Origin of the sequence: Wolbachia endosymbiont (group A) of Yponomeuta plumbellus, assembly GCF_947251575.1 — a bacterium.
In the GTDB taxonomy this organism is placed as follows: Bacteria; Pseudomonadota; Alphaproteobacteria; order Rickettsiales; family Anaplasmataceae; genus Wolbachia; species Wolbachia pipientis.
Genome location: NZ_OX366353.1, coordinates 1,214,309 through 1,231,594, shown reverse-complemented (window position 1 = coordinate 1,231,594; position 17,286 = coordinate 1,214,309). Strand labels below are relative to the sequence as shown.

Below are 17,286 nucleotides of genomic sequence, written 5' to 3'. Positions count from 1 at the left end.
AGCTAAACTAACTTAGATTTACTGACAATTTTAAAACAACAAATTCGTCATTCCGCTACTAGTTAGCGCCGCGGCGGTATGACGTGTTCTATAGCTTTGTCTTCCCTTTTCTGAATGGCTTGCAAGCTGCTATCTCTACAAAAACTATATTTTTCTTCAGAAGAGAGTTATATTGTAACTATGGACAAAATAATCATAAAAAAATTTGGTGGGACTTCGCTAACTGATTTAAACCGAGTTGCAAATTTGATAAAAAACGATATTGAGAAAGGTTGTAATGTAATCGTTGTTGTATCTGCTGTTGCAGGATTTACTGACCAAATGGTTTTTCAGGCTAGGCAAATCTCAAATTTAAGTTATAGACAAGAGTTATCAGAGTATGACGTTATGCTTTCAGCAGGAGAACAAATCTCTTGCGGTCTATTAGCTATCACTCTCCAATCGATCGGAGTTAATGCTAAATCGTGGCTTGCCTGGCAGTTACCAATTGCAACTGATGATTTTTATTCTGAGTCTAAAATAAAAACAATAAAGATTGAACGTGTGAAAAGATCTTTTGCTGAGGGTTATACTGCTGCGATCATTGCTGGTTTTCAGGGTATAAATGATGATAGAATCACTACTTTTGGAAGAGGAGGCTCTGATATATCAGCAGTTGCCTTCGCGGTAGCCTTTGGTGTTAGAACTTGCGAAATTTTTACTGATATTGATGGAATATATACAGCAGACCCGAGAATTGTTCCAAAGGCACGCAAGCTCAAATTTATCTCTTACGATGAAATGTTGGAAATGTCGTCATCTGGTGCTAAAATACTGCATAATCGTTCAGTACAACTTGCAATGAAACATAACATTAAAGTGCAAGTGCTATCCACTTTTAAGGAAGTAGAAGGCACCACAGTGCTACACAAAAGGGATGTACTAGAGAGATACTTAATTACTGGAATAACTTATAGCACTAATGAAGCTCTTGTAACTTTCACTAACCTTGCAAATAACTTGCGTACTTTAAGAGATATAGCAGGAGCAAACGTTAAAATTGATATGATACATGGGTCAAGTTTTGTTATCTCCAAATTTGATATTGATTCAATGGAAAAGTTACTGAATAAGAATGAAAATTATGCTATAAACGATAATGTAGCTAAAATTTCAATAATTGGTATTGGTGTTATGTCTAACACTGAAGTGATGCACCGCACACTCAAGGTTTTAAGCGAAAAAAAGATAGAAATACTTGCTATCACAACATCTGAAATCAAAATCAGTATAATTGTTCAAAAAGAATGCGCTGTAGCTTTAGTCAAAGATTTACATACTGAGTATGAGCTTGATATGCAGCACTAGGATAGGCTTGACGTCCAGTTGTCTAAGAGTATGTCTTGAAAAGGAATGAGGAAAAAAATATGATAGTGTAAGTAAAAAATAGGAGGGAAAATTGTATCCAAGTGATATAAGTGATAAGGAATGGGAAATTTTGGAGCCACATGTTGCACAAGGAAAGATAGGGAGGCCAAGAAAGCACAATATCAGAACAATTATTAATGCAATAAGGTATATAATGAGAGGTGGTTGTCAATGGAGAATGCTGCCGAAAGATTTTCCTCCATGGAAGACGGTGTATGACTATTTTCTCAGGTGACGTAGTAATGGCAAATTGGAAAAAATACATAATATGCTAGTAAAAGAGGTAAGAAAAATGTTTGGTAAAAATGAAACACCTTCAGTAGGAATAATTGACAGTCAATCAGTAAAAACCACTCAAAAAGGGGATCCAGAGGATATGATGCTGAAAAAAAATAAAGGGTAGAAAACGTCATATTGTTGTAGATACAGTGGGCTTAATTATTGCGGCTGATGTTCATAGTGCAAGTGTTCAAGATCGTGATGGTGCTCTAAATCTTTTCACTCAAGCTAAATACAAGGCTCCAACTTTACGTAAGTTTTTTGCTGATCAAGGATACATAGCAAAACCGCTGTTTATTGGAGACAGGATACGATTACCAAGAAAGCTGTTGATGTTACAGGATTTTTCGACAATCTGGACCACAATTTAGCACTGCAGGCTATCAAGAAGCACACAGACTGCAAATGGGTCATACTGTATGTTGAAAGGTGGATGAAATCCCCTATTCAGCAAGCAGATGGCAGTAAGGTAGTTAGGGAAAAAGGAGTTCCGCAAGGAGGTTCAATAAGCCCAATCATTTCAAACATATTTATGCACCATGCATTTGATATATGGATGAAACAAAATCACCCAACAGTACCATTTGAAAGATATGTGGATGATGCGATAGTGCACTGCAGAACTAAAAGACAGGCAGAATTTATGCGAGCAGCAATTGAAGAAAGATTGGCACAATGTAAGCTAAAATTGCAACCTGATACCAATGCCATTCCAAAACTCCATCATTATACTGCCTTAGTATAACCTTCTCACTTCTATTGTCTATTTGTTTGTTATGTAATAGAAATTGGTATGAGATTGAAGAATTAAGTGTGAACGGTTACAGAATTTTTGCCAAGAGAAACATATAGTTAAAGTAATTCAGATTTGTAAGATATGTTTATCTGCAATTATAGCTTCAACAGTAGGCAATGTTGCTTTTAATTACCTCAACATTTTCTCTTGGCAATTCTTTAATGAACCGAGAAGTGCGCATCGGTTGCCACTGGTTGTTAATTTCCCTCCTATCTGCACATGAAATGATTAACCTTTCTTTGGCTCTGGTTATGCCAACATATGCGAGTCTCCTTTCTTCTTCTAAAGCTTTACCACTTTTGTCATCAAAAGATCTTTGATGAGGAAATAATCCCTCTTCCCAACCAGGTAGAAACACGCACGGGAATTCAAGTCCTTTGGCTGCATGAAGAGTCATAACATATACGGTGTCATCGTTATTCATATTATCCACTTCCATCACCAGACTTATATGCTCCAAGAAAGTTGTGGCATTATCGAAATTTTTTAAAGATGAGATGAGCTCTTTAACATTTTCTATTCGTGCTAAGCCTGTTACCTCCTCATTTTCAAGCATTTCAATATATCCTGATTGGTTTGCTACGATTTTAACGAATTCATGCAGTGGTTTTACGCTTACTATTTCTTCCCAAGCTTTAATTTTATTTAAAAAATCGTTGAGTGAGAGTTTAATTCTTTCGGTTACCTGATTACTATTAACTAATATTTTTGCTGCCTCAAAAAAAGAAATTTTGTTATCCTGAGCAGTCGTGTATATTTTCTTTAGAGTTGTAGCTCCTATGCTTCTTTTTGGCCGATTTACTATCCTTTCGAAAGCTAAGTCATCGTTATTGTTTGTAACAAGTCTTAAATATGCAATTATATCCCTGACTTCCTGACGTTCGTAGAATTTTACGCCACTTATAATCTTGTAGGGAATTGAATATTTTATAAAATACTCTTCGAGAACTCTAGTTTGAAAAGTGGCCCTTACCAGCACTGCAATGTCACTAAATCTGTATTTATTGAGTTTCAATATCTGTTCGCTTATGAACCTTGCTTCAGCTTTCCCATCCCATAATTTTATTAGATTTACCTTTTCCCCTTCAATGTTTGTTGTCCACAATTTTTTTTCTAAGCGAGTCTTATTGTGATTGATAACATATGACGCAGTTGCAAGTATGTGGGATGTTGACCTGTAGTTACACTCTAGTTTAACGGTTTTTGCATTTTTAAAATCATCAGAAAACTTCAAAATATTTTCAACTTCTGCACCACGCCAACTATATATCGACTGGTCATCATCTCCTACACAGCAAATATTTGAGTGCTCTTTTGCAAGGTATTTTAGCAAAAGATATTGTATCGCATTTGTATCTTGATATTCATCTACCATGACATATTTAAACTTGTTTTGGTAGTAGGACAGAACTTCGGTCTTTTGATTAAAGAGTTGTATGTTATATAGCAATAAGTCACCAAAATCGACAGAGTTAAGGAATTTCAACCTTTCCTGATACTGGTGATAGACCTTGAGTGCAGTTACATATACTGGCCTAAATGATTGAATATCTTCCACTTCAGATGGCAATAAGCACTTCTCTTTCCATTGCTGAATAATATTCATAATGGTCTTACATTTTTCTGATAGGTAATCAGGATTTATTTCATTGATAATATTTTTTATTACCTGTAATTGGTCATCCACACCAATGATTGTAAAATTGGGGTTTAAGCCCACAATTTCTGCGTGCATGCGCAAAATTTTTGCTGCAATTGCATGGAAAGTGCCAAGCCATGGTATGTTTGTGCCCGTTAGCTCAAGTACCCTTGATACCATCTCATTTGCTGCTTTATTTGTAAATGTAACTGCTAATATCTCATCAGAATAAGCGTGACCGTTTCTAATTATGTGTGCTATTCTTGAAGTAATCGTTCTTGTTTTTCCCGTCCCGGCTCCTGCCAGTATCAAAACTGGTCCATCTATGTTAGTTACAGCTGATTGTTGTTCTGGATTTAGCAGTGAGAGATAATCGTTCATCGTAGCCCTATAGATTATAACTTCGTAAAGTTAAACCTATGATTGAAATATTGTAAAGGTTTTATTGAATAGAACAGTTAAAGAATGCTTCACTCAAGTGTTACGTTTTGTATATACCTTTGTTAGGCAGCTTGGATGTGGTGGGTAACGATAAATTGATCTGATCTAGGCTGCTGTTTGTTAGGTGGATAGGTGGAGTTTGGAATGACTTATATGTACGGTTTAGCTCCTCCATTTCTCTTTCTTCAACTTTAACAGGGAACTTTGAGGCATAGTGGTTATGCGTTGCAGGTCGTTCAGTGAGATTTTCATATGTTTCTTTCAACCAAGTTCCGATATCATACATAAATCCATACGCTTTTTCTTTAAATTCTCTCCATGATCTACTGAAACTTGCTAGTGTGTTATTGAAGTAAATTGTCATGTAATCTCTTGTAGTGTACTGATAACTTTCACTATTTAATTTACCACTTTGTGTGTTACAAGTTTTGAAATAACCAAATATGTTGTACATTTCGCGCTGCCATTAATTATGAATATACATATATTATACGTTAATAAATTAAAATTATCAAGAACAAGTTAAGTGTTTATTGCATTACTGAGAAAATGCTCTATATAATAATTTAAAATGGAGCTGGAGCTTTGTAGTACAATGTTTTTAAACGTTTAATATAATATTGACTTTACCACGATAGTTACTTTAAATTAGTAACTATTGTTGCAGTTAAAGTATCGATGCCTTTTTTCTTTTATTTTTTTGCAATTCTTAGCATTTTATCTGCTGTATGCGTAATTAGTGTAAGAAATCCTGTGCATGCAGTATTATTTTTAATTTTCACCTTCGTTAACTCTGCAGTGCTTTTTATTCTCCTTGGAGCTGAATTCATTGCTATGATGGTGCTGATAGTATACATCGGTGCGGTTGCGGTGTTGTTCCTCTTTGTAGTTATGATGCTCGATATTGACTACATAAGGTTGCGCCAGGGTTTTGCAAAGCATTGCACTCTTGGTGCTATGTTGTGTGTTGTGTTTTTTCTAGTCATCAGCTTTGTAATCCGCAGCTCAGCACCGAATATAAGCAATGTTATAAACTATAATACCAATAATGTGAAAGCTATTGGTAATTTGCTGTATACCGACTACATGTACGCTTTTCATCTTTCTGGAATTTTGCTACTTGTTGCAATTGTCGGTGCAATTGCTCTTACTTTGCAGGACAAGAAAAAAGGAGTTAAAAAACAGAATGTATTAAAGCAATTGACGCAATCTTCATCTGTAAAATTGGTTAAGGCTAAATTTGGAAAAGGAGTGGAATGGAAATAGGATTAAATCATTTTTTGATAGTTGCTGCTATTTTGTTCACTGTTGGGGTGTGCGGTATTTTCATCAACCGTAAGAGCATAATCAATATATTGTTATCAATAGAAATATTATTGTTGGCGATTAACATCAATCTAGTTGCTTTTTCTGCCTTTATGAATGATATAGTTGGGCAAATCTTTGTGATGTTTGTGTTGACTGTTGCGGCAGCGGAGTCAGGAGTTGGACTTGCAATATTGGTTGTATATTATAGAAGCCGTGGCAATATAGATGTTGAACAAGCGAACTTAATGAAAGAATGAAAGTATGATGGATATACTGAAATTAATAGTATTTTTGCCACTTTTTGGTTCACTATTTGCAGCACTTTTTAGAAAGGATGTTTTTGGTCAGTTAATTACAACGGCAGGGATTGGAATATCTGCAGTTTTATCTTGGTATGTTTTTCTTACCTTCTCTGAAAATTATCACTTGAGTTTATTTCCTTTATTTTCATTAAGTGTATTAAAAGTAAATTGGGCAATTAGTGTGGATGCTCTCTCATCCTTAATGCTGATTGTTATTACCACCGTTTCGCTGGTAGTGCATCTCTATTCTATCGGCTATATGGAGCATGGGAAGTCGAGGTTTTTTTCTTACCTATCGCTGTTCACATTTTGCATGATTGTGCTGGTTGTAAGCGATAATTTCGTGCAGCTTTTTTTTGGCTGGGAAGGAGTTGGCCTGTGTTCTTATTTACTCATAGGATTTTGGTTCCAAAAATATTCTGCAAATAATGCAGCAATTAAAGCATTTGTTGTGAATAGGGTAGGAGACTTTGCACTATTGATTGGAATCTTTCTTATTTATTATACATTTCACTCTTTGAAATTTACTGAAGTTTTTGACACAGCTGATCTTCTTGGCGCGCAGAACATTAGGGCATTCTGCTGTGAATTCAAAGTAATTCATATAATATGCATATTACTTTTTATTGGCTGTATGGGTAAATCTGCACAGCTTGGTTTACATGTTTGGTTGCCAGATGCAATGGAAGGGCCAACCCCTGTTTCTGCACTCATTCACGCAGCAACGATGGTAACAGCCGGTATATTTTTAATAGCAAAATGTTCTTCATTGTTTGAGTTATCAAATGTGGCACGAGAATTAATAGTTATCGTTGGTGCACTTACTGCTTTTTTTGCAGCCACCGTTGCGATTACTCAGAATGATATAAAAAAAATAATTGCTTATTCAACCTGCAGTCAACTTGGTTATATGTTCATGGCATGTGGGCTTTCTGCTTACAATGTTGCTATTTTTCATTTAATGACCCACGCTTTTTTTAAAGCTCTACTATTTCTTGGTGCTGGCAATGTGATTCATGCAATGCATCATGAGCAAAACATTCAGAAAATGGGAAATTGCTGGAAGAAAATCCCTTGCACTTACACTCTCATGTGGATTGGGTCTCTTGCGCTTTCTGGAATATTTCCATTTGCAGGTTTTTACTCAAAGGATTTGATAATTGAACATGCTTATAGCACGGATAGCTTTGCTTTTGTAATAAGCTTAGTTGTTGCATTCTTCACAGCGTTTTACTCTTGGAGGTTATTGCTTCTTGTGTTCCACAGCCAAAAACAAAGTAAAATTAATATACATGAAGCACAGAAGATTATGCTTATACCATTACTGATACTTGCTTTTGGATCGGTATTTTCTGGAGTGTGGGGAGCAAATATTTTGAACATAACTAGTAATGCGTTTTGGAAATCAAGTTTAGTGGTGGTTGATGAGCATGGAGTTCATAATTTCTTTATAAAACTACTGCCAACCTTGGCGAGCCTAAGTGGAATAGCACTTGCGTACCTAATTTACCAATATCAAGTAATTAGGCAAATTAAGAGTAAATTTTTACTTAAATTTTTGCAGAATAAATGGTACTTTGATGAGGTGTATGAGTTTGTTATAATTGTACCAATAAGGTTTATATCTAGGCTTCTATGGAAGTTTGATGTTAAGGCTATTGATTCATTTGGACCAAATGGTGTTGTAAGGTTGGTTAATGAATGTTCAAAAAGTTCTATAAAGTTGCAAACTGGTTATATATTTGATTATGCACTTATTATGTTTGTTACTTTAATAATCGGTGCTTTATATATTATTGGAATTAAATAGAAGGTGTTGTTACTTAGTATATTCTTGCTTCCACTGATAGGAGCGTTGATTTTATCCTTAATCAGGATTAATCATCAATCTATACACCTAAGATTCCTTGCCCTATTTTTTGCTGTACTTCCATTTTTGCTTAGCATTGTAGCTTGTATAGAATTTGATTATAACAATGCGGACTTTCAGTTTGTCAGCTACCCAATTAGAAATGTTGGAATAGGGATAGATGGTATATCGTTGCTTTTCCTTCTGCTTACAACTTTCTTGTTTGTAATTTGTATACTCTACAACTGCAAAATGAGTTATACGACCCTCAGTCCATATATGGCATTGTTTCTACTGCTTGAGAGTTTTGTAGTCGGTTTTTTCGTTTCACTGAATGCTATAAGCTTTTATGTGTTTTTTGAAGCTGTTTTAATACCAATGTTCTTTATTATTGGCATCTGGGGAGGAAAACACAGGGTATATGCAACGTTTAAGTTGTTTCTTTATACATTAACTGGCTCATTATTATTCCTACTTGGCTTGGTGTACATCTATAGCACTTTTGGGACGTTTAATATACAAAAATTAGCTACATTAGTGCCAAGTCTTGATCTTGAAGTGCAGTCATTGCTATGGATTGCATTTTTTATTTCTTTTGCAATAAAAGTACCGATGTTTCCATTTCACACTTGGCTTCCTGATGCGCATGTGCAATCACCAACTTCTGGATCTGTGATTTTAGCTGGCTTGCTTATTAAAATGGGGGGATATGGATTTTTAAGGTTTTCTATTCCAATGCTTCCTCAGGCAAGTTTGTATTTTTCAAATTTCGTTGTTGTGCTGAGCATTATTGCGGTAATATATGCTTCTCTAGTTGCGTTTGCTCAAGATGATATAAAGAAGTTAATAGCTTATTCTTCAATAGCACATATGGGGATCGTTACTGCTGGCCTCTTTTCATTTTGTGAGGAAGGAGTACTGGGTAGCATATTTCAAATGATTAGTCATGGCCTTATTTCTGCTGCTTTATTTTTGTGTGTTGGAATGCTATATACTCGAACTGGAACTTTGGAGATTGCAAAATATTTTGGCATAGTAAACACAATGCCAAAATTTGGTTTTATGTTCATTTTATTTTCAATGGCTTCAATAGGGCTACCTGGAACATCTGGATTCATAGGTGAGTTTTTGGCTATGGTTGGAATGTTTAAGAGCATAGGGTTTTTTACAGGATTTATCGCACTTGGCACTATTTTAAGCGCAGTTTATATGCTGAATTTATGTAAGCAAATAATATGGGGGGTTAGCTATTCTAAATTATTAAATAACCGCTTGGATAGCATAGAATTTTCTGTCTTAATTCTGCTTGCAGTGTTTGTTATTTTGCTTGGATTCTACCCAACCCTTGCACTGAATTATTTGAAGCCATGTATGGCAAATTTGTTAGTCAAATATAATGCGCTATGAATTATATACAGATATTGCCGGAAACGTTCTCTATTATCTCCTCGTTAGTGTTGCTGCTGCTTGGAATTATATTTAACCGCCGAACTATCAACTTATTAGCACTTGGCTGCACAGTGGTAACTTTGATTATTTTAATTATTTCGGCAGAAAACAATGAAATTTTTCTCTTTAATTCGTTGTTAAAACTCAATTTATACATCAGGTCAGCCCAAGGGTTAATTCTCAGCACAGGAATTTTAATACTTTTGATGCTGAATTTATCAAAATATGACTATAAATATGAATTTTCAATACTGATTCTTTTTGCGCTATTTGGCATGATAACTTTGGTTTCAGCAAATAGTCTGATTTCTTTTTATTTAGCTTTTGAGTTGATGAGTATATCTTTGTATGTTCTTGCGAGCTTTAATAAAGATTCAGCTTATTCATGTGAAGCAGGAGTGAAATATTTTACACTTAGTGCACTATCTTCCTGCATTATGCTATATGGAATGTCGCTGCTTTATGGATATACAGGACAAGTCAATTTCTCTGAGCTCGGTTCATTCTTGCAAAGCCATCAGATAACTTATGGAATAGTTTTTGGATTAGTCTTTATCCTAATTGGTTTGTGTTTCAAGCTTGCTATTGCTCCTTTTCATATGTGGGCTCCAGATGTCTATCAAGGTGCACCTACCATAGTAACTGCGTTTTTTTCTACAGCTCCAAAAGCTGCACTTGTAACATTTTTAATTCGATTGATGAATGAAGAGTTAGTAAATGTAAAAAGTTATGTTCAGCCTATTTTCTTATACGTTTCAGCATTGTCTGTGCTTATCTCAGCTTTTGGGGCCTTGCGTCAGCAAAACTTAAAAAGGCTGCTTGCTTACAGTTCAATTGGTCACATTGGTTTTATATTTGCTTCACTTTCTATTTTTACACAAGCAGGAACAGATAGTGCCTTAATGTATCTGGTGATATATATCATCACAAGCATAGGGCTATTCTCATATCTCGTACAAATTGACGATGACGATTGTGATATTGCAAATTTATCTGGTATAGGGAAGAAACGCCCAATTGTAGCATTTCATCTTTCTGTGCTGTTACTCTCGATGTCGGGAATACCTCCACTTGCAGGTTTTATCGCTAAATTTTTTATATTCAAAAGTTTAATAAATTCTGGCTTTATCAGCCTGTCCTTGATCCTTGTAATAGCGAGTGTGATATCATGCTACTATTATTTAAATATCATGAAAGTTATGTATTTTGATAAAGCTAGTGGTAATAAGGTTGCTTATTCTAAGGGTCTATTCATTATTACTTCAGTGGCTTCACTGATCAACCTCGTTCTTTTCTTGTACGTTTTACTCACTCATTGAACTAAAGGACTGACAAGGTGATCCCTGAGGGTTTTCATATTCATCATTACAAAGAAGTTTCAAGCACTAATAAAGAAGCGTTGGATTTAATTGGGAGAGGAATATCAAATGAAACCGTTATTATTGCCGATAAACAAACAGAGGGTAGAGGGCGCACTGGAAAAAACTGGATTTCTCCAGAGGGTAATTTTTATGCGAGTTTGGTAATAAACCTCTTTAACGATTATCTTAATGAAAGCCAGCTTTCGGTGTCATTCCAGCGCGTGACGCTGGAATCTAGAAAAAAAGAAGAATGGATCCCAGTGTCAAGCACTGGGATGACATCAGAGGGCATTGGGATGACAGAGAGGGGTTTGGTGAATAAAATTGCGGATGTCAGCAAATTAACAGAATTGACTTTTGTTACTGCTCTTGCTGTTGGAAATACTATACTGTCATTTATAAATGGTCTAAATCTCCAGTATAAATGGCCAAATGACATTCTAATCGATGGCAAGAAAATAAGTGGAATATTGCTTGAAAAAAGATCCAATTCGAATTGGCTCATTATAGGAATTGGAATTAATGTCAATCATGCACCACTTCCAGGAACAACGTGCATTAGCAATTACGGTGAGTCTGTGTCTAACATAGATCTACTAAAAAAATTAATAATAAATTTTAATAAGCTAAGAAAGCAATGGCTATTTGATGGGTTTTATGCTATAAGAGAAATGTGGTTAAAAAAAGCATTCAAAATGCATGAACAAATCAGTGTAAAGTTAGCTGACAAATTGTATGAAGGAATTTTTGCTGATATAGATAAAAGTGGTAAATTGGTGTTGCAGCAAAAGGATGGAAGCTTAATTTATTTTGATGCAGGTGAGTTATTTATTGGCAGTGCATTATGAATACATATGTAATTTTTGCTTACCTTATTAGTTTTACGTTGATTACCGGAGAACTGATTTTTACCATTTCTTGCTATATTAAAAGTAAAAAAATTCTAGAAAGCCTGAAAGATAATAATGAAGAAGAAACATAAGCGATTACTTATAACTTCAGGAATTTTCTGCTTTTTAAGCTGCATAGTCTTTTTTATTTTAACAACGCTCAAAGAAAATATCTCATTTTTCTATACAGTAAGTGAGGCAATAGTTTTACCAAATAGTCAAAAGCCAATCCATATTGGTGGAATGGTTGTTGAAGATAGTGTGATACGGAGCGAAAGTGAAGTAGTTTTTCAAATGACAGATTTTAACAAAAGCGTTGTGGTAAAATACCAGGGAATACTTCCACCAATGTTTTCAGAAAAAAGTGGTGTTGTTGTGCAAGGTAAAATGTTTGATAATAATACCTTTCTTGCAGATACGGTGTTTGCAAAACATGATGAGAACTATATACCGAAAGTTTTAAAATAGATTCCTTAACCTGGCTGTATTGAAACGGTATGTAGAGAGAGTCACAGCCTGCTAGCAAGCTGTGACTTTCTTAACTACTATAATATATCATGGTGAGTTGGTGCTTCCCATTCATCTATGTTGTCATCACTAACCGTTCCTATTTTTAATTTTTCAACTTCTTCTCTTAGATTATTAAAGTTTTTTTCCAAAATTTCATAATTCTTACTAGTATCGATAACTACCTTGTCCAAATCATATAAATCCTTACTCAATTTATTCTGAACATAGTTTGCATTAAGCCTCAATTGGTAATCCAAGTCAGAAACAAATGTGTCGTTTAATTCTGTGATTAGTTTGTCTAGAACTTTGTGAACATAACCAACCGACGCATTCTTTTCTTTATTGCTCTCAAAAGATTTAGGCTTAATTTTGACTTCTATGTCATCTATTATTCTATATTCGTCTTCGACTATTCTTCCTATTGATTCATAGTCTTTTTCGCTTTCTTTTACACTGTAATTACTCATATTAACTCCTATAAAAAATTATACTTTTAAAATCAACTCAGCTACACTGAAATGGTATGTGGAAAGAGTAACAGCCTGTATCAGGCTGTTACTTTCCTAACTACTACAATATATCAGGATGGGTTGGTGCCTCCTCAGGTAACATACTATTTACCTTACCTGCTAACTCACTTAGATCTTTTTTTAATCCTGCATCATCGTTGCCTATAATATCTTCCAAACTTTTAACTTTAGCTTGCTCTTCTCCTAACATAATATTCAACCCACTAATAAGTTGTTCATTTATATTATTAACTAATGCATCAACTGCTTTTTTAACAGTATGACCACTTGCTGTTTTGCCAAGGTCTTGTATATCCTTATCAGTACCTGTCTTAAGTATAATAAGATCAAGAGCGCTTATAAGTTTTTCTTTATTACCAGTAGTAAAATTATCCTCATTTTGTACAAGGTTTTGCGAGTTCTTGCTCATATAAATTACCTCCATAAATTATTAAAGTTTAAATTATTTTTTAGTTTCACATGCAAACTGTTTTTTCTTTTAACTTATAAACATTAATTTATAAGTATCCAAGTTCGCACTAAACATCTATTACTGTAAATTCAGTATTAGTATCTTGAAAGACGTAAGGTGATAGATGTGCATTATCCCAATTTGCTTCACTTTGCTCAGGAAGCATCTGGTCAATCTTATCCATAAGCTCTCCTATCTTTCCATTTTGCTCTTCAAGTTTCTCTTTTAATGCATCAATAATAGCTTTAGACTGATCCTTACTGCCGAGATCACCAATCACAGCTGTCACTTTCTCATAAGGCAGTTTGTGAATGATATCTTTAAGCTCTTCTGCACCCACGTTATCCAAAAGTTCCTTAAACTGCTCATTAGACATATTGCGAGCAAAAGCTTGAAGTTTTTCTGGGTTGTTAGCTAAAGACTTAATGATAATCTGGATCCTATTAGAATCAGTTAAATCCTGAGCAATTATGCCAAGTTTATCATGATCAAGCTTATTAACTAAGTCTTTCAGTTGGTCTTCTTGCAGACTATTTACTAAAGCTTTCAACTGGTCACCTTCTAATTCTTTAGAAAGTATTGTCAAGTGGTGCTCAGCCAAGTCTTTTGCAAGCACTGTAAATTGTTCGTCATTTAAAGTTTTAATAAGTGCTTTGAACTGATCCACTTTTAAGTGAGGTAAAATTTCTTTTACTTGCTCTGGATTTAAGTCTCTAACTAGAGCTTCAAGCTGAGCATCATTTAAAATAGGAACAATTATTTGTAACTTTTCTGGATTTAGTTCCTGAGCAAGAGTTTGTAATTGGTGATTGGTTAGATGATCCACTAAAGCTTGGGGTTGTTCATCTGTTAAGTTCTTTGCTAAGGTCTGTAGTTGGCTTGAGCTCAGTTCAGGAATTATTTTTTGCAGTTGCTCGTTACTAAGAGTATTGGTAAGAGTTTTTAGTTGGTCGTCTGTTAGGCCCTGAATAAAAACTTTGGTAAACGTGCTTGATAGCAACAGTAGCACATCTCTTATATGTCTCTCACCGTAGTATAACATAATGTCTTGTAATACCTCATTGTCAGGTGAATCGATTATATTTCCTGCCTCGTCTGAAAAATAATATTTATTGTTGCCAGTATCTGAATCTTCCCATGTTACATATTTGTATTCCAATTTTTTTGATTTAATAGAACTGCTACACATAGTTTTGAAAGGCTGCACAAGTTCTCTTGTATATGATAACTTAGCCAACTCATTACCGTAATATACAAATGTATGGTTACTTTTTACATAATCTAAGTTAGAATCACTTTTATAATCTTTGGCTACCAGATTTCCTTCATTTTCTTCCTCCAGACATATGTAACTGTCTAGGCAAGAACTGCCGCAAAGTTTTATAGGTAATAAGCCTAGTGCTACATCGTTTTTATCATCCAGCGATACAAGCTCAACTTTTTTAATAGACATTGTAGGATCATAACCTTCAGGCCACTTTATCAATTTAGTCGGGGTTTTTCTAAACACCTCTTTTCCAGGTACCATCTTAAAAACATGCTTTTTTCCACTCATAGGCGTTACCAATAAATTAATTGTTAGTATTCTAACATTTATTGATTAATTTATTGTTAAGTTGGTATATATTACAATTGTAATAACCAACATTACTTGTGTAGAGAAAAGTTACGAAAAGAAATAGGGATTTTCAGGGAAGTAGTATAAAATCCTCATAGATTAAAATAAGCTGCTTTGACAGGTTTTGTGGCGGCTAGAGCTAATATAGACTGGTGGAGGCAAGCGGGATCGAACCGCTGACCTTCTGCGTGCAAAACAGATGCTCTACCAGCTGAGCTATACCCCCAGGTAATTCTTGCTTAAAGCATAAATCACTCAGGCTGAAATGCAAGAAATATTTATCTGTTAGGCTATTGCTAAATAGTGCACAAATTCTGCAGTTATGTACAATTCTCTATCTTTTTGTCTTCTCAGATTTTTACATCACACTATAAGCTTTGCCAAATGAATCTGTGAATTGAAAATTAACAAGAAGTTTTCCTTTAAAAATTTTTTAACTAAATTATCACTAACGCAGTATATTATATAATTTATTTAACCACACATGAAAATTTTAGTTTGATTAAAATGGATAAAAACTGTATTGATGTTTAGTATAGCTGAAAAATGAAATGATCCCGTAGCTCAGCCGGTAGAGCAACTGACTTTTAATCAGTGGGTCACGCGTTCGAATCGCGTCGGGATCACTCACAAATTTTGAAAAACATGCTAAAAGAACAAGACAAAATATTCACCAACCTAAATGGTAAAGAAACTCCACTACTTGAGGGTGCAAAAAAACGTGGTAGCTGGCAAAAAACAAAGGAGTTACTAGATTTAGGATCAGAAAAAATCATTGATGAAGTAAAGAAATCTGGTTTGAGAGGTCGAGGAGGTGCAGGATTTTCTACCGGCCTTAAGTGGAGCTTTATGCCCAAAAATCTTCCAAAAAAACAACCAACATATTTAGTAGTCAATGCAGATGAGTCAGAACCTGGTACATGTAAAGATAGAGATATATTGCGATATGAGCCACATAAGTTACTTGAGGGAATTCTCCTGGCCGGCAGAGCGATCAGCGCATCAGTTGCATATATTTATATCAGGGGTGAATTTTATAATGAATATTTAGTTCTAAAAAAGGCACTTGAGGAAGCCTATAAAGAAGGTTTAATTGGAAAAAATGCCTGCAAATCAGGCTATGATCTTGATGTGTTTATCCATAGGGGTGCAGGAGCTTACATATGTGGAGAAGAAACAGCTCAACTTGAATCAATTGAAGGAAAAAAGGGCTTTCCTCGCATGAAACCTCCATTTCCTGCAGGTGTTGGACTTTTTGGCTGCCCAACTACAATAAACAACGTTGAAACTATAGCCATGGTTCCAGATATTCTGAATCGCGGAGGAGAATGGTTTGCATCTCTTGGTAAACCAAATAATACTGGTACCAAGGTCTTTTGTATTTCAGGGCACGTAAACAACCCGTGTAATGTTGAAGAAGAGCTCGGAATTCCATTACGTGAATTGATTGAAAAATACGCAGGTGGAGTGCGAGGGGGTTGGGATAATTTACTTGCTGTAATACCTGGTGGGTCTTCAGTGCCATTAATTCCAAAATCTATATGCGATACTATTGAAATGGATTTTGATTCATTAAGAACTGCACAATCAGGGCTTGGTACTGCTGCTGTAATAGTGATGGATAAATCAACTGATATAATAGCTGCAATAGAGAGGTTATCACACTTTTATATGCATGAGTCCTGTGGGCAATGCACACCATGCCGTGAAGGTACTGGATGGATGTGGAGGATTATGAAGAGGATGGTGGCAGGAGATATTAAACCTGATGAAATAGATAAGCTGCTTGACCTTACAACTCAAATAGAAGGACATACAATTTGCGCGCTTGGCGATGCTGCAGCTTGGCCGATTCAAGGATTAATAAGACATTTTCGCCATGTTATCAAAGAGAGAGCGATAGTTTAACTCTACTTATACTTCTTAAGCCGTCTTGCTACTTAGCAACCAGAGCTAAAAAATATTGATTCCCTTCCCTTTTAGGTGCTAATTCTACCTTTGCGATATCTTCAGTGTCTCTAATTAGCCGTTCTAATTTTTCCAATCCAACTTCAGTGTTTATAAGCTCTCTGCCCTTAAATCTCATTGTAACTTTGATTTTATGTCCGTGGGCAAGTAAGTCTCTTGCTTGACGCAATTTTGTTCCGTAATCGTGATCACCAATATTGGGACCCAGTTTAATTTCTTTTATAGTTAATGTTTTTTGTTTCTTTTTTGCTTCACTTGCTTTCTTTTTTATATCATACTTTTGTTTGCTATAATCCAGTATTTTACATACTGGAGGAGTTGAATCAGGTGCAATTTCTACCAAGTCTAAACCAACACCCTGTGCAAGTTCCAAAGCTCGTTCTATTAGCACGATTCCGACCATTTCACCACTGTGATCAACTAAGCGTACCTCCTTAGCTGTGATGAATCCATTAATTCTGTTTTTATTGTTCTTTTTAACTTGCAAA

General features: G+C 35.1%; 20 protein-coding genes and 2 tRNA genes. 15 read left to right on the top strand and 7 right to left on the bottom strand.

All coding sequences use genetic code 11. From position 1 onward, the window contains the following. The first annotated feature begins 180 nt into the window (after nt 1-180). From OPR39_RS06135 to OPR39_RS06120, 5 genes are all read left to right on the top strand, one after another. Nucleotides 181-1,347 carry an aspartate kinase gene (locus OPR39_RS06135; protein ID WP_015589292.1) on the top strand — a complete coding sequence of 389 codons (1,167 nt, stop codon included), beginning with the start codon at nt 181-183 and terminating at the stop codon, nt 1,345-1,347. A 91-nt stretch (nt 1,348-1,438) separates the two neighbouring features. After that, the gene (locus OPR39_RS06130; protein WP_007549940.1) at nt 1,439-1,642 is read left to right on the top strand and encodes an IS5 family transposase; all 204 of its coding nucleotides are present in this window, start codon (nt 1,439-1,441) and stop codon (nt 1,640-1,642) included. A 33-nt stretch (nt 1,643-1,675) separates the two neighbouring features. After that, nucleotides 1,676-1,810: a hypothetical protein gene (locus OPR39_RS06125; protein WP_255324781.1), complete on the top strand. Its 135-nt coding sequence runs from the start codon at nt 1,676-1,678 to the stop codon at nt 1,808-1,810. Between the two features lie 25 nt (nt 1,811-1,835). Further along, nucleotides 1,836-2,057: a hypothetical protein gene (locus OPR39_RS07300; RefSeq protein ID WP_022626388.1), complete on the top strand. Its 222-nt coding sequence runs from the start codon at nt 1,836-1,838 to the stop codon at nt 2,055-2,057. Further along, nucleotides 1,961-2,431, top strand: coding sequence for a reverse transcriptase domain-containing protein (locus OPR39_RS06120; protein WP_320109783.1), 471 nt, complete (start codon nt 1,961-1,963; stop codon nt 2,429-2,431). Before OPR39_RS07300 ends, OPR39_RS06120 begins: the two co-directional genes overlap by 97 nt. A gap of 154 nt (nt 2,432-2,585) precedes the next feature. Here OPR39_RS06120 and OPR39_RS06115 read toward each other — a convergent pair whose 3' ends face one another. Next, complete coding sequence (locus tag OPR39_RS06115; RefSeq protein ID WP_015589293.1) at nt 2,586-4,502, bottom strand: ATP-dependent helicase; 1,917 nt, start codon at nt 4,500-4,502, stop codon at nt 2,586-2,588. 100 nt (nt 4,503-4,602) lie between these two features. Next, on the bottom strand, nt 4,603-5,016 hold the full coding sequence (locus OPR39_RS06110) for a WD_0964 family protein (RefSeq protein WP_015589294.1): 414 nt from the start codon (nt 5,014-5,016) through the stop codon (nt 4,603-4,605). Between the two features lie 224 nt (nt 5,017-5,240). Here OPR39_RS06110 and OPR39_RS06105 point away from each other — a divergent pair, with 224 nt between their 5' ends. From OPR39_RS06105 to ccmE, 8 genes are read left to right on the top strand one after another with little or no spacing between them, the layout of a single operon-like run. Continuing rightward, entirely contained in the window at nt 5,241-5,828 is a 588-nt protein-coding gene (locus tag OPR39_RS06105; RefSeq protein ID WP_015589295.1) for an NADH-quinone oxidoreductase subunit J, read from the top strand. After that, on the top strand, nt 5,819-6,127 hold the full coding sequence (nuoK, locus tag OPR39_RS06100; protein WP_010962953.1) for an NADH-quinone oxidoreductase subunit NuoK: 309 nt from the start codon (nt 5,819-5,821) through the stop codon (nt 6,125-6,127). Before OPR39_RS06105 ends, nuoK begins: the two co-directional genes overlap by 10 nt. Before the next feature lie 4 nt (nt 6,128-6,131). Then, nucleotides 6,132-7,982 carry an NADH-quinone oxidoreductase subunit L gene (gene nuoL, locus OPR39_RS06095; RefSeq protein WP_015589296.1) on the top strand — a complete coding sequence of 617 codons (1,851 nt, stop codon included), beginning with the start codon at nt 6,132-6,134 and terminating at the stop codon, nt 7,980-7,982. Nucleotides 7,983-7,985: 3 nt separating this feature from the next. After that, the gene (locus OPR39_RS06090) at nt 7,986-9,428 is read left to right on the top strand and encodes a complex I subunit 4 family protein (protein ID WP_015589297.1); all 1,443 of its coding nucleotides are present in this window, start codon (nt 7,986-7,988) and stop codon (nt 9,426-9,428) included. Beyond that, nucleotides 9,425-10,789: an NADH-quinone oxidoreductase subunit N gene (locus OPR39_RS06085; protein ID WP_015589298.1), complete on the top strand. Its 1,365-nt coding sequence runs from the start codon at nt 9,425-9,427 to the stop codon at nt 10,787-10,789. Before OPR39_RS06090 ends, OPR39_RS06085 begins: the two co-directional genes overlap by 4 nt. A gap of 17 nt (nt 10,790-10,806) precedes the next feature. After that, nucleotides 10,807-11,679 (top strand): biotin--[acetyl-CoA-carboxylase] ligase, encoded by an 873-nt coding sequence (locus OPR39_RS06080; protein WP_141456660.1) that lies wholly within the window; start codon nt 10,807-10,809, stop codon nt 11,677-11,679. Beyond that, nucleotides 11,676-11,813, top strand: a complete 138-nt coding sequence (locus OPR39_RS07495; protein WP_167482792.1) for a CcmD-like small membrane protein — start codon at nt 11,676-11,678, stop codon at nt 11,811-11,813. The genes OPR39_RS06080 and OPR39_RS07495 overlap by 4 nt, the downstream gene beginning before the upstream one ends. Then, nucleotides 11,797-12,189: a cytochrome c maturation protein CcmE gene (gene ccmE, locus OPR39_RS06075; RefSeq protein WP_265039360.1), complete on the top strand. Its 393-nt coding sequence runs from the start codon at nt 11,797-11,799 to the stop codon at nt 12,187-12,189. The genes OPR39_RS07495 and ccmE overlap by 17 nt, the downstream gene beginning before the upstream one ends. Nucleotides 12,190-12,266: 77 nt before the next feature. On the opposite strand, the gene OPR39_RS06070 is transcribed toward ccmE, so the two are convergent. From OPR39_RS06070 to OPR39_RS06055, 4 genes are all read right to left on the bottom strand, one after another. Further along, nucleotides 12,267-12,698 carry a hypothetical protein gene (locus OPR39_RS06070; RefSeq protein ID WP_174516792.1) on the bottom strand — a complete coding sequence of 144 codons (432 nt, stop codon included), beginning with the start codon at nt 12,696-12,698 and terminating at the stop codon, nt 12,267-12,269. 103 nt (nt 12,699-12,801) lie between these two features. After that, nucleotides 12,802-13,170: a hypothetical protein gene (locus OPR39_RS06065; RefSeq protein WP_015589302.1), complete on the bottom strand. Its 369-nt coding sequence runs from the start codon at nt 13,168-13,170 to the stop codon at nt 12,802-12,804. Between the two features lie 109 nt (nt 13,171-13,279). Continuing rightward, entirely contained in the window at nt 13,280-14,767 is a 1,488-nt protein-coding gene (locus tag OPR39_RS06060) for a magnesium transporter MgtE N-terminal domain-containing protein (protein ID WP_265039358.1), read from the bottom strand. Between the two features lie 213 nt (nt 14,768-14,980). Next, nucleotides 14,981-15,056, bottom strand: a tRNA-Ala gene (locus OPR39_RS06055). A 327-nt stretch (nt 15,057-15,383) separates the two neighbouring features. On the opposite strand from OPR39_RS06055, the gene OPR39_RS06050 reads away from it, so the two are divergent. Next, nucleotides 15,384-15,456 (top strand) — tRNA-Lys (locus OPR39_RS06050). 19 nt (nt 15,457-15,475) lie between these two features. Beyond that, the gene (nuoF, locus tag OPR39_RS06045) at nt 15,476-16,738 is read left to right on the top strand and encodes an NADH-quinone oxidoreductase subunit NuoF (protein ID WP_015589304.1); all 1,263 of its coding nucleotides are present in this window, start codon (nt 15,476-15,478) and stop codon (nt 16,736-16,738) included. Between the two features lie 28 nt (nt 16,739-16,766). On the opposite strand, the gene infC is transcribed toward nuoF, so the two are convergent. Beyond that, the gene (gene infC, locus OPR39_RS06040; RefSeq protein WP_015589305.1) at nt 16,767-17,285 is read right to left on the bottom strand and encodes a translation initiation factor IF-3; all 519 of its coding nucleotides are present in this window, start codon (nt 17,283-17,285) and stop codon (nt 16,767-16,769) included. Nucleotide 17,286: the final 1 nt, after the last annotated feature.

Coding starts and splice junctions, on each gene's coding strand:
- OPR39_RS06135 (WP_015589292.1), top strand. CDS start 181: ATGGACAAAATAATCATAAAAAAATTTGGTGGGACTTCGCTAACTGAT.
- OPR39_RS06125 (WP_255324781.1), top strand. CDS start 1,676: ATGCTAGTAAAAGAGGTAAGAAAAATGTTTGGTAAAAATGAAACACCT.
- OPR39_RS06115 (WP_015589293.1), bottom strand. CDS start 4,502: ATGAACGATTATCTCTCACTGCTAAATCCAGAACAACAATCAGCTGTA.
- OPR39_RS06110 (WP_015589294.1), bottom strand. CDS start 5,016: ATGTACAACATATTTGGTTATTTCAAAACTTGTAACACACAAAGTGGT.
- OPR39_RS06105 (WP_015589295.1), top strand. CDS start 5,241: ATGCCTTTTTTCTTTTATTTTTTTGCAATTCTTAGCATTTTATCTGCT.
- nuoK (WP_010962953.1), top strand. CDS start 5,819: ATGGAAATAGGATTAAATCATTTTTTGATAGTTGCTGCTATTTTGTTC.
- nuoL (WP_015589296.1), top strand. CDS start 6,132: ATGATGGATATACTGAAATTAATAGTATTTTTGCCACTTTTTGGTTCA.
- OPR39_RS06085 (WP_015589298.1), top strand. CDS start 9,425: ATGAATTATATACAGATATTGCCGGAAACGTTCTCTATTATCTCCTCG.
- OPR39_RS07495 (WP_167482792.1), top strand. CDS start 11,676: ATGAATACATATGTAATTTTTGCTTACCTTATTAGTTTTACGTTGATT.
- ccmE (WP_265039360.1), top strand. CDS start 11,797: ATGAAGAAGAAACATAAGCGATTACTTATAACTTCAGGAATTTTCTGC.
- OPR39_RS06070 (WP_174516792.1), bottom strand. CDS start 12,698: ATGAGTAATTACAGTGTAAAAGAAAGCGAAAAAGACTATGAATCAATA.
- OPR39_RS06065 (WP_015589302.1), bottom strand. CDS start 13,170: ATGAGCAAGAACTCGCAAAACCTTGTACAAAATGAGGATAATTTTACT.
- OPR39_RS06060 (WP_265039358.1), bottom strand. CDS start 14,767: ATGAGTGGAAAAAAGCATGTTTTTAAGATGGTACCTGGAAAAGAGGTG.
- nuoF (WP_015589304.1), top strand. CDS start 15,476: ATGCTAAAAGAACAAGACAAAATATTCACCAACCTAAATGGTAAAGAA.